Annotated in this window: 14 protein-coding genes; 4 read left to right on the top strand and 10 right to left on the bottom strand. The window is 63.4% G+C overall.

Annotated elements, in window-relative coordinates; all coding sequences use genetic code 11:
• Positions 1-90 precede the first annotated feature (90 nt).
• The 3 genes from BLR94_RS06795 to BLR94_RS06785 all read right to left on the bottom strand — a co-directional run bounded on the left by BLR94_RS06795 (position 91) and on the right by BLR94_RS06785 (position 3,406).
• Positions 91-1,776 (bottom strand): DEAD/DEAH box helicase, encoded by a 1,686-nt coding sequence (locus BLR94_RS06795; RefSeq protein ID WP_084304001.1) that lies wholly within the window; start codon positions 1,774-1,776, stop codon positions 91-93.
• Between the two features lie 334 nt (positions 1,777-2,110).
• Positions 2,111-2,509 carry an ester cyclase gene (locus BLR94_RS06790; RefSeq protein WP_084304000.1) on the bottom strand — a complete coding sequence of 133 codons (399 nt, stop codon included), beginning with the start codon at positions 2,507-2,509 and terminating at the stop codon, positions 2,111-2,113.
• Positions 2,510-2,632: 123 nt separating this feature from the next.
• Positions 2,633-3,406 (bottom strand): spermidine synthase, encoded by a 774-nt coding sequence (locus BLR94_RS06785; RefSeq protein ID WP_420492670.1) that lies wholly within the window; start codon positions 3,404-3,406, stop codon positions 2,633-2,635.
• 167 nt (positions 3,407-3,573) lie between these two features.
• On the opposite strand from BLR94_RS06785, the gene BLR94_RS06780 reads away from it, so the two are divergent.
• The 3 genes from BLR94_RS06780 (at position 3,574) to BLR94_RS06770 (ending at position 6,039) form a co-directional block, all read left to right on the top strand.
• Positions 3,574-4,920, top strand: a complete 1,347-nt coding sequence (locus BLR94_RS06780; protein WP_084303999.1) for a class II 3-deoxy-7-phosphoheptulonate synthase — start codon at positions 3,574-3,576, stop codon at positions 4,918-4,920.
• Positions 4,921-5,071: 151 nt separating this feature from the next.
• Positions 5,072-5,239 carry a DUF2897 family protein gene (locus BLR94_RS06775; RefSeq protein WP_082045928.1) on the top strand — a complete coding sequence of 56 codons (168 nt, stop codon included), beginning with the start codon at positions 5,072-5,074 and terminating at the stop codon, positions 5,237-5,239.
• Between the two features lie 44 nt (positions 5,240-5,283).
• Complete coding sequence (locus BLR94_RS06770; protein WP_084303998.1) at positions 5,284-6,039, top strand: CPBP family intramembrane glutamic endopeptidase; 756 nt, start codon at positions 5,284-5,286, stop codon at positions 6,037-6,039.
• A gap of 78 nt (positions 6,040-6,117) precedes the next feature.
• Here BLR94_RS06770 and BLR94_RS06765 read toward each other — a convergent pair whose 3' ends face one another.
• The 5 genes from BLR94_RS06765 to BLR94_RS06745 form a co-directional block, all read right to left on the bottom strand.
• Positions 6,118-6,642: a hypothetical protein gene (locus BLR94_RS06765; protein WP_084303997.1), complete on the bottom strand. Its 525-nt coding sequence runs from the start codon at positions 6,640-6,642 to the stop codon at positions 6,118-6,120.
• Between the two features lie 113 nt (positions 6,643-6,755).
• Entirely contained in the window at positions 6,756-7,322 is a 567-nt protein-coding gene (locus BLR94_RS06760; protein ID WP_084303996.1) for a hypothetical protein, read from the bottom strand.
• Positions 7,319-7,909, bottom strand: coding sequence for an RNA polymerase sigma factor (locus BLR94_RS06755; RefSeq protein WP_084303995.1), 591 nt, complete (start codon positions 7,907-7,909; stop codon positions 7,319-7,321). The genes BLR94_RS06760 and BLR94_RS06755 overlap by 4 nt, the downstream gene beginning before the upstream one ends.
• Positions 7,910-7,911: 2 nt before the next feature.
• A complete protein-coding gene (locus tag BLR94_RS06750; RefSeq protein ID WP_084303994.1) occupies positions 7,912-9,573 on the bottom strand; it encodes a vWA domain-containing protein in 1,662 nt (553 codons plus the stop codon).
• A 221-nt stretch (positions 9,574-9,794) separates the two neighbouring features.
• Positions 9,795-10,568 carry an AraC family transcriptional regulator gene (locus BLR94_RS06745; RefSeq protein WP_084303993.1) on the bottom strand — a complete coding sequence of 258 codons (774 nt, stop codon included), beginning with the start codon at positions 10,566-10,568 and terminating at the stop codon, positions 9,795-9,797.
• 150 nt (positions 10,569-10,718) lie between these two features.
• Between BLR94_RS06745 and BLR94_RS06740 the strand changes: the two genes are divergently transcribed.
• Positions 10,719-11,945 (top strand): MFS transporter, encoded by a 1,227-nt coding sequence (locus BLR94_RS06740; RefSeq protein WP_084303992.1) that lies wholly within the window; start codon positions 10,719-10,721, stop codon positions 11,943-11,945.
• A gap of 339 nt (positions 11,946-12,284) precedes the next feature.
• Here the strand turns inward: BLR94_RS06740 and BLR94_RS06735 are convergent, their stop codons facing one another.
• Together BLR94_RS06735 and BLR94_RS06730 are read right to left on the bottom strand one after the other, a co-directional pair.
• Positions 12,285-13,727, bottom strand: coding sequence for an aminotransferase-like domain-containing protein (locus BLR94_RS06735; protein ID WP_084303991.1), 1,443 nt, complete (start codon positions 13,725-13,727; stop codon positions 12,285-12,287).
• A 214-nt stretch (positions 13,728-13,941) separates the two neighbouring features.
• The gene (locus BLR94_RS06730) at positions 13,942-14,742 is read right to left on the bottom strand and encodes an OmpA family protein (RefSeq protein WP_175154218.1); all 801 of its coding nucleotides are present in this window, start codon (positions 14,740-14,742) and stop codon (positions 13,942-13,944) included.

Below are 14,742 nucleotides of genomic sequence, written 5' to 3'. Positions count from 1 at the left end.
TGGCCTCCAGCGCCTGGCTGAACGTATTTTCAAGGCCTGGAAACGACTCGGGGGAGCCAATGGCTCCCCCGAGTTATCCAGCATCGCGGATCAGTCTTCGCGATAACGGCGCAGCTTCAGAGGCTTGCCGGCGACACGGGTGTCCTTGAGCTTGCTCAGCAGGCGCTCGAGGCCATCTTCCGGCAGTTCCACCAGGCTGAAGCTCTCGCGAATCTGGATGCGGCCGATGGCCTCGCGGGCCAGCCCCCCCTCATTGAGGATGGCGCCCAGCAGATTCTTGGCAGCGATGCCATCACGTGCCCCCAGCGCGGTCCGGCAACGCGCCCGGCCTTCGCCCAGCGGCATCGGCGCCCGGCGCTCACGGTATTCGCCACGCTCGGCAGTAGCGCGTTCGCCATCACGCTCACGGCGTTCACGTGGAGCGCCACCAACACCCGGCACCAGCGGCTGCTCACGCTCGACACTGGCCAGGTCCAGAGGTTGGCCGTTGGTGGCCTTCTTCAACAGCGCAGCGGCCAGCGCACGAGGGCTGCAACCGATATCGGCGGTCAGGCGGTCGAGCAGCTCACCGTGGCTGGCCTCGGCTTCGGCCACCAGCGGCGCCAAGCCGTTGGTCAACTTCTTGATACGCGCATCCAGAACCTGCTGGGCGTTCGGCAGTTTGACCTCACCGACCTTCTGGCCGGTGACGCGCTCGATCACCTGCAGCATGCGACGCTCGCGCGGCGTGACCAGCAGCAGCGCACGGCCTTCGCGACCGGCACGGCCGGTGCGGCCGATACGGTGTACGTAGGACTCGGGGTCGTACGGCATGTCGACGTTGAACACGTGAGTGATGCGCGGGACGTCGATACCACGGGCAGCGACGTCGGTAGCGACGACGATGTCCAGACGGCCATCCTTGAGGGACTCGATCACGCGCTCACGCTGGTTCTGGGCGATGTCGCCGTTCAGGGCGGCAGCCTTGTAACCCTTGGCTTCCAGCGCCGCGGCCAGATCCAGGGTCGCCTGCTTGGTACGTACGAAGGCGATCAGCGCGTCGAATTCCTCGACTTCCAGCAGGCGCAGCACGGCATTGGTCTTCTGATCGGCATGGATCATCAGGTGCGCCTGCTCGATACGCGAGACGGTCTGCGTCTTGGCCGCGATCTTGATGTGCTGCGGATCGCGCAGGTGCTTTTCAGCGATGGCGCGGATCGAGTGCGGCAGGGTCGCGGAGAACAGCACGCTCTGGCGGCTTTTCGGCATGGCTTCGAAGATCACTTCGAGGTCATCCATGAAGCCCAGCTTGAGCATTTCGTCCGCTTCGTCGAGCACCAGATACTGGATGGTCGACAGCACTTTCTCGTCGCGACGCAGGTGGTCGACCAGACGGCCCGGGGTGGCAACGATAACCTGCGCACCCTGGCGAATGGCCTTGAGTTGCGGCCCCATCGGCGCACCGCCGTAGACGGCGACCACGTTGAGGCCAGGCATCTGCTTGGAGTAGGTTTCAAACGCGGTGGCGACCTGCAGGGCCAGCTCGCGGGTCGGCGCCAGAATCAGTGCCTGGGGCTCACGCTTGGCTGGATCGATTTTCGACAGGATCGGCAGCGCGAACGCTGCAGTCTTGCCAGTACCGGTCTGGGCCTGGCCGATCATGTCCTGGCCGGAAAGAATCACCGGAATGGCCTGGTACTGAATGGGCGAAGGCTCTTCGTAGCCGACGGCGGTCAGGGCGGAGAGAATATTGGCGTGAAGGCCGAGTGCGGCGAAGCCGCCGGTTTCCTGGGTCATGGGTCTGCCTCTAGTGCATCCGCAAAGACCCATGTTCCAAAGCTGCACATGCCATGTAGGACCTTGTGGGTCACCCTGGCAGCCATGTCGGCGGGGATTTGCGAAAACGTGGTGAAAAGTGAATCGTCAAGATAGCCCGCTTGGCGGACTGGCTGCCGAAAATAGCTTCCGGGCGAGTTGCACTACTTGAACGTGGCCATGAATTGGCCGGCGCGCACTATACCGGAATTTCCCTACGCATGTGCTTTTTTTCAAACAATAAAGTCGTCGAATCGGCCTGCGGCAGCCCGCCGCGGCGTTGTGCCGCAGCGCCACAGGCTGGCTGATCGAGGGGTCAGGCCCGACTGGTCAACTGCGCTTCGATCGAACCCTTGTCGACCACCGACCAGACCTCGGCGATCTTGCCGTCGCGGAACGCATAGAACACGTTCTCGCTGAAGGAGACCCTGCGGCCATTGACCGGCAGATCGAGAAAGCGGCCTTTGGGCGAACAGTGAAAATCCAGGCGGCTGGCGATGATCGACTCCTCGCAGGTCAGCAGCCGGACGGTGAACCGCAGGTCCGGGATCTCCTGGAAATCACGCTCGAGCATCTCCCGATAACCGGTGAGCCCCAGGCGTCGACCGTTGTGCACCGCATCGTCGTGAACGAAATTTCCCAGCTTCGGCCAGTCCTGACGATTGAGGCAATCGAGGTAGGCTCGATACACCGTGGGAAGGTCTTGTTCGCTCATGGCATTGCTCCGTCTGAATGGTCTCTAAGTCCGTCGCTGTCATCGAACGCACGGATGAGTAACCCATGTGCCGTGAACAGCGCAACCCTAGAGGGACATTGCGGACAACGTTTAATTCCTGACTCAGCTGGCCATGCGAACAGCATCTATCAATGGCTGCAGCGAATAGCCGAGCCGCGCCTGCAAGGCGGCGGCACGGCGACTCACCGCCTCGCGGTCGAACTGCTGGTCCAGCGCGGCCGGCACCAACACCACCACGTTGCCCTCGACCACCGGGCACTCCCAGTAATGCCGGTGGTAGAGGCCACGCAGCAGCGCGGCGCCCAACGGCTTGCCATCGTCACCAGCCCATTGATTGATGATCAGCCAGCCACCGGGATTGAGCTTGGCGCGGCAATCATCGAGGAAGCGCCAGGCCAGATGGCCGACACCCGGGCCGGTGTCGGTATAGAGGTCGACGAAGATCAGGTCCGCGCTTTCTGCGCTGGACAACAGTTCCATGGCATCACCGATGCGCATGGTCAGGCGCGGATCGTCTTCCAGGCCGAGGTACTCCATGGCCAGGCGCGGCACATCGGGGCGCAGCTCGATGATCTCGACATCCTCCAGCGACAGGAATTTCAGGCACGCCTGAGTCAGGTTGCCGGCACCCAGGCCGAGGAACAGCGCCGTCTCCGCTGCCTCGTGGCACAGCGCGCCAGCGAACATGGCGCGGGTGTAGTCGTATTCCAGCCAGCTCGGATCGGCAGTGAACACACAGCTCTGCTCGATCGACTCGCCAAACTCGAGAAAGCGGTATTCGCCGATTTCCACCACACGGATCACGCCAAAGGCGTCGTGCACCTCGGCCAGCAGCACCTCGTCCTTCATTTCCTCCATCGGAGGCAAGCCAGGCATACGCAGATTCTCCACCATCGCGCTCCCCGGCTCAGGCCGGGCTGGCATCGATTGTCGATGATTGCGCGCACTCAGGTCACGCGATAAATGCCTGACGATAGCCTCAGCGGGCCTTGGCGCACCCGGTGATCGGTTACCATGACCGATCACCAACAAGAGATGCCGCCATGAGTCAGCCTTGGAGTCCCGATAGCTGGAGAAGCAAAGCCATCCAGCAACAACCTGTCTACCCGGATGCCGCGCAACTGAACAAGGTCGAGCAGACCCTGGCCAGCTTCCCGCCGCTGGTATTCGCTGGCGAGGCGCGGGAACTGCGCAAGCAGTTCGCCGAGGTGACCCAGGGCCGGGCATTCCTGCTGCAGGGCGGCGACTGCGCGGAGAGCTTCGCCGAGTTCAGTGCGGCGAAGATCCGCGACACCTTCAAGGTGCTGCTGCAGATGGCCATCGTCATGACGTTCGCAGCAGGCTGCCCGGTGGTCAAAGTCGGGCGTATGGCCGGCCAGTTCGCCAAGCCGCGTTCGGCCAATGACGAAACCATCGACGGCGTCACCCTGCCCGCCTACCGTGGCGATATCGTCAACGGCATCGGCTTCGATCCAATCAGCCGCGCTCCCGACCCTCAGCGCCTGCTGCAGGCCTATCACCAGTCCACTGCCTCGCTGAACCTGTTGCGCGCCTTCGCACAGGGCGGCTTCGCCGACCTGCATCAGGTCCACCAGTGGAACCTGAACTTCATCGCCAACTCGGCACTGGCTCAGAAGTATCACCAGTTGGCCGATCGCATCGACGAGACCCTGGCGTTCATGCGCGCCTGCGGCATGGACGGCGCGGCGCAGGTTCGCGAAACCAGCTTCTTCACCGCCCACGAAGCCCTGCTGCTCAACTACGAAGAAGCCTTCGTGCGCCGCGACAGCCTGACGGGCGGCTTCTACGACTGCTCGGCACACATGCTGTGGATCGGCGACCGCACCCGCCAGGTGGACGGCGCCCATGTCGAATTCCTGCGCGGCGTGGGTAATCCCATCGGCGTCAAGGTTGGCCCGAGCATGACCGACGAGGACCTGATCCGCCTGATCGACATCCTCAACCCGGACAATGACCCAGGTCGCCTCAACCTGATCGTGCGCATGGGCGCCGACAAGGTCGAAGCCGGCCTGCCGCGCCTGATCCGCAGCGTGCAGCGCGAGGGCCGCCAGGTGCTGTGGAGCAGCGACCCGATGCACGGCAACACCATCAAGGCATCGAGCGGCTACAAGACCCGCGACTTCGCGCAGATTCTCGCCGAGGTTCGTCAGTTCTTCGCCGTCCACAACGCCGAGGGTAGCTATGCGGGCGGCATCCATATCGAGATGACCGGCCAGGACGTCACCGAGTGCATCGGCGGTGCCAAGCCGATTACCGAAGCCGGCCTGTCTGACCGCTATCACACCCATTGCGACCCGCGGATGAACGCCGATCAGTCACTGGAGCTGGCGTTCATGATTGCCGAGACGCTGAAACAGGTCCGCCGTTAGAACGGTATGGGCAATGGTGGATCAGGCGCGTTGATTCACCGTCATCAGCCCACCTGGCGCTGCTTTAAGCTGAACGAAGACAACCGACAGACGGTCTTCCGTACAGAGCCGATCGACACCGAGGCTCACCTATCCATAGAAGGAGTCGCACATGCCCTGGTATGCCTGGTTGATCCTGATTGTGGCGATCGGCTCCATCGTCGGTGGCCTGTTCATGCTGCGTGATACGGCGAAGAAGCTGCCGCTCAGCGACGAGCAACTGAAACGCATCCACGAGCGTAACGTCGAGCAGGATGCCAAGGACGCTCAGGATCGCTGATCCCTTTCGAGCGCTGTAAACTGCGCCTCCGCTCAGGAGGCGCAATGCCCTTATCTCCCCGACTGCTATTGCCGCTTTTCCCCCTCGCCGCCGGCGTGACCCTGGGCTTTATCGAGCCCATGGGGTTGCTCGTCGCCTGCCTGTTCATCGCCCTGGTGCTTGCCCCCAACCGCCTGCCCGCGAGGTTCCGGGACGGCCTGGTGATGATTGCCAGCCTGTTACTGGCCGCGCACCTGCTGCCCGGCTTCGCTCCCTGGATCCTTGGCGACCCGGAGCGAATCAGCAGCGACGCGCCGCCCTTCCTGCTGCGGCTTTCGTGGGACAAACTGCTGGTGGGTTGCACCCTGCTCGCCTGGTGGCTTGGCCAGCCCCCGAGGCAAGGCGACAAGCCGATGCTGACGGTAGCGGTATATGCGGCGACGCTGCTGACGGTACCTGGTCTGGCACTGCTGCTGGGGGTCGTGGGCTGGCAGCCGAAGTGGCCGGAGATGCTCTGGCCCTGGCTGATTATCAACCTGGGCGTGGCCGTACTGGCGGAGGAGCTGTTGTTTCGTGGTCTGCTGCAACAGCGCCTGGTCGAGTGGCTGGGCGTCTGGCCGGGGATTCTCTGCGCCGCCCTGCTGTTCGGGGCTGCACACATCCCGTTCAGCCCGGGCTTCGCGGTGGTGGCGACCGTCGCCGGGCTCGGCTATGGGCTGGCTTTTCAGCTGAGCGGCCGACTGAGCATCGCCATCGCTCTCCACGGTTTGGTCAACATCCTGCATTTCGTTACGCTGAGCTATCCGCTGCGTCTTGGTTGAGCCTGTAAATCGACAGCGGTCGCCGCGCGCTCAGCGCTTGCGGCTTGCGGGACGGAAGAGCAAGGCTGCGAACCAGCCTTAGCGCCGAAATTCGAAATGCAGCTCGGCGCCTTCCAACGAATTCGAATACTCGGAACCGGCCTCTCCAGTCAGCAACTTGCCGCTGAGCTGAAACGGGTCGAGCGAAGGTTTCTTCTCTTCGAAAAACGCCGGGAGGATAGGTGGCACTCCATTCTCGGCGCCCCTGTTTTCGGCATCGAGCTTGGCGGTCAGCTCCACCGGCAGGCTGAGATCCAGCTTGGTCCTGGGCGCTGCCTTGACCACTTTCTGCGGTTTTTTCTCGACCCTGGCCCGCTCCGCCACTTTTTTAGGCGCGACTGTTTCGGCTTTTTTCTCGGCAGCAGCAGGCCGGGTAACCGGTGCGACATCTTCAACCTTCGCCTTGGCGGGCTGCTCGATGGGCTGGACGGGCGCTTGCGGACGGGCGGGCTCGCGGTCTGCCACTGCCGGCTCGCTGCCCTTGCGCGGGGTATCCCCACCTTGCTCATCGGAGCCACAGGCACTCAGTAGCACTGCAAGGATTATCGGCAACAGATATCGCATCGGAGTCATCGGGGCGGTTCGCGCAGTGACGTTACTATTGATTCTAAAACGCCTGGGCAATAACGCCAACCGGGCTGCCGAATGGCATCACCACCTGTCGATGCACGCGGGCATCAGGGGTGCGTCACATTGCGCACCTCTGCCTCGACATCCAGGCCGGGATGCTGCGCCGCCAGGCGTTCGACCCGCCGCTGCGCCTGCTCGCCCTCGCCGCGTGCGCGCAGCTCGGCGATCTCGCGAAGCGCGTTGAGTACCTCGTCCGGCAGGGGTGGTGTCCTGGCCGCCATACGCGCGACGATCTTCGGTGCCTGCTCCGCATGCGCCAGCACCGAATGCTCGGCAGGGCTCGGCAAGGCCTGCAGTGCCATCGGCGCAGGCGCCATGTCATCAGCGGGCGGGGCCTGTTCAAGGGTTTTCAGCCCCAAGCCGAGCCCCAGACCGAGCACCGCGACGCAGCCGAAGGCTGCCGACCAGCGCCCGCGCCCGGAGGCACCAGCCAGCCAGCCCAGCAAACGCTGCCAGGCACCCTGGGTTTCAGGCTTGCGTGGCACAGCAGCCTCGACGGCAGCCGCCAGGATACGGGCATCCAGCGTCGACGATGGCTGCTCGCGGTGGTAGGTGCGCACATGCCCCAGCAGAGCCTCCTCATCACGCGCCAGATCGTGGGAATGGTCGTTCATGGTGACACCTCTTCGGCCACGCTGAGCAGGCGACGCAGCTTCTGCATCGCGTAGCGCAGGCGGCTTTTTACCGTTTCTGCGGGGGTGTGGGTCAGCTCGGCAATCTCGTGCAAAGCCAGATCGGCATGGGCGCGCAGCAGAAAGACCTCGCGCTGCTCCGCCGGCAGGTCATCGAGTGCAGCCTGGATTCGCGCCTGATCCTGGCTGAGGCTGAGTTGTCGCTCAGGATCTGGGTCGCCGCTTGCTCGATCATGCAACTGCTCATCGAACGCATCCTCGCGCTGTTGGCGCTTGCCATGCCTGCGCCAGTGGTCGATCAGGCGATTGCGGGCGATCTGGTACAGCCAGGTCTTGAACAGCACCGCTGCCTCGCGCTGCAGGGACTCGCTGCGGATCAGGCTCATCCAGGTGTCCTGGAAGACCTCTTCGGCGACCGCGTGGTCGCCGCACAAACCCAGCAGGAATCGAAACAGCCCCAGGCGATGCCGCTCGTAGAGCGGCGTAAAGGACGCGGCATCGCCAGCCCGGTAACGACGCAACAACTCGGCATCGTCGGGCTCGACGACGATTGGCGGATTGGCAGTCACACTCAGTCAACTCCGGTGGCGCGGGAACCGCCAGTTTGCAGGCTTTGCGCCAGTTCCACCAGTTGCACGAACTCATTTCGCAGGCCGAACCGATCGTCGCCACGGCTGCCCCGCGCCAACGCCGCCGTAGCGGCCCAGTCGAAGTTCCCGGTGTAGCTGCCGCCGCTCAGTTGCTGGGCGAAGGCTGCCACGGAGGCCGCGAAGCGCAGATCCTCACTGGCGTTGGCGATTGGCGTGTAGGACACAGGCGCCTGGATGGCGGTCTCCAGCAGACGGCTGTGGTTCTGCTCGGGCGTCTTGTAACGGATACGCAGCCAGGCCAGCTCGCTGTCGCCCGAGGTCGCTTGCGCCGCCTGCCGATAGCGCAGCGGCTCCAGCCAGCCTTGGTTGCCGACCGGCACGATCTCGTACAGCGCGGTCACGCTGTGCCCGGCACCGATGTCGCCAGCGTCGACCTTGTCGTTGCTGAAGTCTTCACGCTTCAGCGTGCGGTTCTCGTAACCGAGCAGACGGTACTCGCTGACCTGAGCCGGGTTGAATTCGACCTGAATCTTCACGTCACGGGCGACCGTGGCCAGGGTCGAGGCGAGCTGTTCGACCAGCACCTTGCGCGCCTCGCGCAGGTTGTCGATGTAGGCGTAGTTGCCATCCCCGGCGTCGGCCAGTTGCTCCATCAGTCGTTCGTTGTAATTGCCGGTGCCAAAACCCAGGGTGGTCAGTGAGATACCGCTCTTGCGTTTGTCGGCAGCCAACGCCTTGAGGCTCTCGAAGTCGCTGATGCCGACATTGAAGTCGCCATCGGTGGCCAGCAGGATGCGATTGATGCCGCCTCTGATGAAGCCTTTCTGCGCCTGCTGGTAGGCGAGCTGGATGCCCGACTCCCCCGCCGTCGAACCGCCGGCCCGCAACTGCTCGATAGCCGCGCGGATGTCGGCCTTGCGCGTGCCCGAGGTCGGCTCCAGTAACACGCTGGCGTCACCGGCATAAGCCACCAGCGAGACTCGATCCTGGCCACGCAACTGGTCGACCAGCAGTTTCAGGGTGCCCTGCACCAGCGGCAGGCCCTCGGGGCGATCCATGGAGCCGGACACGTCGACCAGGAATACCAGGTTGGCGGCCGGCAACTCGGCGGCCTGCAGGTCTGACGCCTTGATGGCAATACGCAGCAGGCGGCTCTGCGGGTTCCAGGGCGTCACTGCCAGCTCGCTGGCGACCCCGAACGGTACCTCGCCGTGGGGCATGGGATAGGCGTAGGGGAAGTAATTGACCAGCTCTTCCAGGCGCACCGCCTCGGCCGGTGGTAACCGTCCCTGGTTCAGGAAGCGCCGCACATTGGCGTAGCTACCGGTATCCACGTCGATGCCGAAGGTCGACAGCGGCGCCTCGGCCACGGACTGCACGGGATTGCCGGCCAGGCGCTGGTAGCGCTCGCGGCTGGCCTCGGCGACCGCGGTGTCACGGTGACTGCCGGTCACGGGTACGACCATGCGGGTGATCATCGGTGCCGGAAGGATCGGCTCCTGGATCGAAGCGGCTGCGGCGGCGACCCGCGGCTCGCTACGTGGCGCTTCGGTAGCATCGTTGTAGCTGGCACGGCACGCCACCAGCGACAGTACGACGCCGCTGGCAAGGCTGCACAACAGCAGTTGGGAAATCATTTTCATGGTGCGGCTCCTGGATCGAAAGAACGCTTCGATCCAGTAGACGCAGGCCGCTCACGTTCGGGGTTAACGGGCACCTGTGCAGCCGGTAATCGGCTATCGAGCCCGTGAGCATAAAACCTGCTCGAACCGCCAGCGCCGCACTCGTCGCACCAGCGCGCAGCGCCCTCGCAAACGCGGTTGTGCCGGCTGCCGGGGCGCTCGTGACGGCACAGGCGACAGCTTTATCGGAAAAACTGACTGGGCGTGGTGCCGAATTGCCTCTTGAACATGCAGGCGAAGGCGCTTGGGCTTTCGTAGCCGAGTTCTCCGGCGATGGTGATGACCTTCTCGCCCTCGGCAATCCGCTCCAGCGCGAGAAGCAGGCGAGCCTGTTGACGCCACTGACCAAAGGTCATGGCCGTGGCTTTTTGAAACAGCCGCTGAATGGTCTTCTCGTCCAGCTTCAACCGAGCACTCCAGTCAGCCAGTGTGGAGCTGTCTCCGGGATCCGCCAGCAAGGTCGAACAGATCACCGCGATCCGAGGATCCGTCGGCTGCGGGAGATGCAGCGGCAAGGTCGGCAAGACGGCAAGCTCGTCCAGAATCAGGCCCATAACCCTCGCTTCGCGCGAGTCCTGCAGGTAGGGCTCCACTATGTAGACAGAGGTCTTGATCAGTTCGCTCAGCAGAGGAGAAATGCTCACGGCCCTGGTTTGGCCTGGTAAATCCATCAGCTCATCGGGTCGCACGAAAACGCTGCGCATCTTCACCGGGCCTACGCAGCGAACCTCATGAAGGTTCCCACTTGGCATCCACAGGCCTCGGCTTGGTGGCACGATCCATTGCCCCAATGCCGAGCGCACAATCATGACGCCCTGAATGGCGTAAATCAGCTGATGCTTGTTATGGCTATGAGGCGCGATATGCCAATCGCTCGGGTAATCGGTAGCGCTGCACCTGACCTGCCAGTCCACGGCATCGATCTCGGTAACGAGTTCATTCAGTGATTTGATCATTTCGCCTTTTTCGAGATAGTCCTGCCCCTATTCTCGTGAGACAGGCATTTTTACCGCCCTTAGGATAGCGTCAATCCCTGAAATCCAGCAGCGCATTTGCGTCGGGCAGACTGCCCGCCAAGCACGCTGCCTTGCCTGGAAGCGTCTCGTATGCCCACCCGTTCCACTTCCCCTGCAACTGCGGCCACATCACTCGCTGGCCAGACCAGCCCCCTGGTCATGCGCGTGATCGGCGCCTGCGCCCTGGCCCATCTGATCAATGACCTGATCCAGGCGGTACTGCCGTCGATCTACCCGGTACTCAAGGCCAATTATGGGCTGACCTTCGCCCAGGTAGGCCTGATTACCCTGGTATTCCAGCTCACCGCATCGCTATTGCAACCCTGGGTCGGCTATCACACCGATCGCCACCCCAAACCCTGGCTGCTGCCTGCCGGCTCACTGTGCACCCTGGTCGGCATCCTACTGCTGGCCTCGGTTGGCAGCTTTGCGGCCATCCTGCTGGCTTCGGCGCTGATCGGCATAGGCTCTTCGACCTTCCACCCGGAGGCTTCGAGGATTGCACGGCTTGCCTCGGGCGGCCGCTTCGGCCTGGCGCAGTCGACCTTCCAGGTCGGCGGCAACACGGGCAGCGCCCTCGGCCCGCTACTGGCAGCGGCCATCGTCATTCCTTACGGTCAGGGCCACGTCGCCTGGTTCGGCCTGTTCGCGGTATTGGCAATCCTGGTGCTCTATGGCCTGAGCCGCTGGTACCGCACACACCTCGACCTGTTCAGGCTCAAGCAGGGTGGCCAGGCAATGCACGGGCTGTCGAAGCAACGGGTGGTCGCTGCGTTGGCGGTGCTGGCACTGCTGGTGTTTTCCAAGTATTTCTACATGGCCGGCCTCACCAGCTTCTTCACCTTCTACCTGATCGAGAAATTCGGTGTTTCCATCGCCGACTCCCAGCTGTATCTGTTCCTGTTTCTCGGTTCGGTGGCTGCGGGCACCTTCTTCGGCGGGCCGATTGGCGATAAGGTCGGGCGTAGAAAAGTGATCTGGTTCTCCATTCTCGGCGCTGCCCCGTTCACCCTGGCACTGCCCCACGTCGACCTGTTCTGGACAGGCATACTGAGCATGGTCATCGGCTTCATTCTCGCTTCGGCGTTTTCCGCGATCGTGGTCTTCGCCCAGGAACTGATGCCCGGCAACGTGGGCATGATCGCAGGCCTGTTCTTCGGTTTGATGTTCGGGTTCGGCGGTGTCGGCGGCGCGTTTCTGGGCTATCTGGCGGATACTCACGGCATCGAATACGTGTTTTTCCTGTGTTCGTTTCTGCCGCTGCTGGGGATCCTGGCCATCCTGCTGCCTTCCACGCGGGCGAATGGGGGCAGATGAAAACACCAGGTGCTTGCCGTTCGGCAGGCCGTGATGGGCGATGACCCTCAGCAGTCGCCTGCCTACTGGCGAGGCGGGACGCCGTGTCGCGATTGCTCAAGAACCTGTTCAAAGGACACGGTTCCCCAGGGTCTGTTGACGTTTCACGCACGGCCGCGCCGCAGCCCGTTTTGCCGCGAGGCAAGGGCCGCGCCCGCTCCCGGCGGGCTGGCGGCATTTCCCATATCCCTGTGGGTCACACAGCCGCGAAGTTTAGCGGGCTAAATGAGCCGGCGAGAAACGCCGCATAGCGGCAAAACGGCCCCGGCCCTGCGGCTCGCGCTGAAACGTCAACAGCCCCTAGAAGCCGCTGGTTGTCGCCTCCTGGCAGAGCTGGCTGGCCAGCATGCCCAGGGTCATCAGCGCGCGTTCCGCTTCGCGGTTCCACGGAATGCCGCAGTTGAGGCGCACGCAGTGGTTGAACTGCTCGGTATTGCTGAAGATCAACCCCGGGGCGATGCTGATGCCCTGCTGCAAGGCGCTGACGTGCAGATCCTTGGTGTTGACCCGCGCCGGCAGGCTGACCCAGAGGATGAAACCGCCATTGGGCCGGGTGATCTGCGTGCCCTCGGGAAAGTGCTGCTGCACCGCCAGCTGGAAGGCACTGAGGTTCTTGCGGTACTCCTGGCGGATGTGCCGCAGATGACGGTCGTAGCCACCGTTCTCCAGGTAGGCCGCCACCGCCATCTGGGTGACGCTACAGGCCGAATGGGTGGTGAACATCTGCAGGCGTTGGATTTCGTCATGGTATTTGCCAGCGATGATCCAACCGATCCGTACCCCGGGCGAGAGGGTCTTGGAAAAACTCGAGCAGTACACCACGCGCCCCTCCGGATCCCCGGCCTTGAGCGCCTTGGTGCGGCCCTGCTCGAACATCAGTTCGCCGTAGATATCGTCCTCGACGATCTGGATATCGAAGTCGCTGGCCAGGCGCAGCAGTTGTTTCTGCCGAGCCTCGGGAATGGTGCCGCCCAGGGGGTTGCTCAGGCGCGCGGTGAGCACCAGTGCCTTGATCGGCCACTGGCTGGCAGCCAGTTGCAGGGCCTCGACACTGATGCCCGTGGTGGGATCACTGGGAATCTCGATGACCTTGAGACCAAGCAGGTCGGCCAGTTGCAGCAAGCCGTAATAGGTCGGCGACTCGGTGGCGATCAGGTCACCGGGGCGGGTCATCACCCGCAGGGACATCTGCAGGGCGTCCACGCAACCATGGGTAATCACCACCTCGGAGGGGTCGACCAGCACGCCCGCGTCGCGCATGCGGATCGCCACCTGGCGGCGCAGCGGTTCGAAACCAGGGCTGAACATGTAGCTGAACGCTCGCGGGCTCTGGAAACGGGTCACCTTGGCAAGCTGCTGGTGCAGCGCCCGAACCGGCAAGTAGTCGACGTGGGGCACCGCTGCCCCGAGGGGAAACACTCCCTCTCGGCGCGCTTCGCCCAGCACCTGATTGATGATACTGCTGCGTGTCACCAGACCAGGCCGCTCGACCCGAGCGATATCAGGGGTATCGGCGGTCAGCGCTGGCGTCTGGTGGACATAGAAGCCCGATTGCGGGCGCGCACGGATCAGGCCGAGGTCTTCGAGATTGGCATAGGCCTGCAGCACCGTGGCGTGGCTGACGCTGAGCTGGGCACTCAGCTTGCGCACCGATGGTACCCGCTCACCGGGCTGATAAACGCCACGACGGATATCGTCCGCCAACTGCTGAGCGATACGCTGATAGAGCAACAGATTGGTCATGACCGCTTCATCCCGGGACTGAACCATAACAGTACTCTAACTAAATATTTCTGTACCGGTACAACACTGAAATATCTCGCCGATACAGCCGCTTGCCAGACAAGGATAGGGTGTTCTCCAGGCGCAGGCGACGAGCAGGGTTCGCCTGCGCCCAAAGGCGATAAAAAACCCCGCACCGGAAGACAGTAGCGGGGTTCTTGCTGAGCCGTGCTCCCTAGCGAGTGGCGCCTAGCCGCCCCTGCTCGTCGGAGAACAGGATCTCGACGCGACGATTCTGCGCCTTGCCCTTGGCCGAGGCATTTTCCGCCACCGGAAAGCCTTCGCCAAAGCCTTGCACCTCGATGCGCCTGGCATCGATACCCAGATCGATCAGCGCATCGGCGACGGTCTGCGCGCGGTCGCGGGACAGCTGCAGATTCTCCTCACGCTTGCCGCTGCTGTCGGTGTAGCCCTCGATACGCACCACCCGCCGTGGGTTCAACTGCAGAAACTGCACCAGCTTCAATATCGTGCGATTGGCGCTGGCCTTGAGGTGCACCTCACCGGCGTCGAACAGCACATCACCAAGGGTCATCACCAGGCCGCGATCGGTCTGCGCCGTCGCCAGGCTGACGATCTGCTCCTCGAGCCACGCGTTCTGCGCCTGCACGCTGGTCAACTTGGCCTCACGCAGCGCCAATTGCAGGCGCTGGCGTTCAAGCTCCAGGCGCGCCGCATTCTCCTCGTCCAGGGCGAGTTGTGCATGCTCACGGGCGATCTCGCTGTAGCGCTGGCTCAGGTAGGCGTAATGGGCCACATCGTCGCTGCTGCCCCAATAGCCGGCCAACCGCTCGGCACGTCCCAGGGATTCGCCGGCGCGGATCACATCCTTGGGCGCGCTACGCAGCACCTGAGGATCCTCCCTGACCGACTGGAAGCTGGTCCGGGCAGCGTCGAGCGTGGCGCTGTGCTGGTCATCCAGGCCGGCACAGCCTGCCAGCAAGGCACCCGTCAGTGCCGCGGCGCCTATACGCAA

It is taken from the genome of Phytopseudomonas flavescens, assembly GCF_900100535.1.
Classification (GTDB): domain Bacteria; phylum Pseudomonadota; class Gammaproteobacteria; order Pseudomonadales; family Pseudomonadaceae; genus Aquipseudomonas; species Aquipseudomonas flavescens.
Note: the sequence above shows the minus strand (reverse complement) of the source record. Positions and strands in the feature narration are given on the sequence as shown.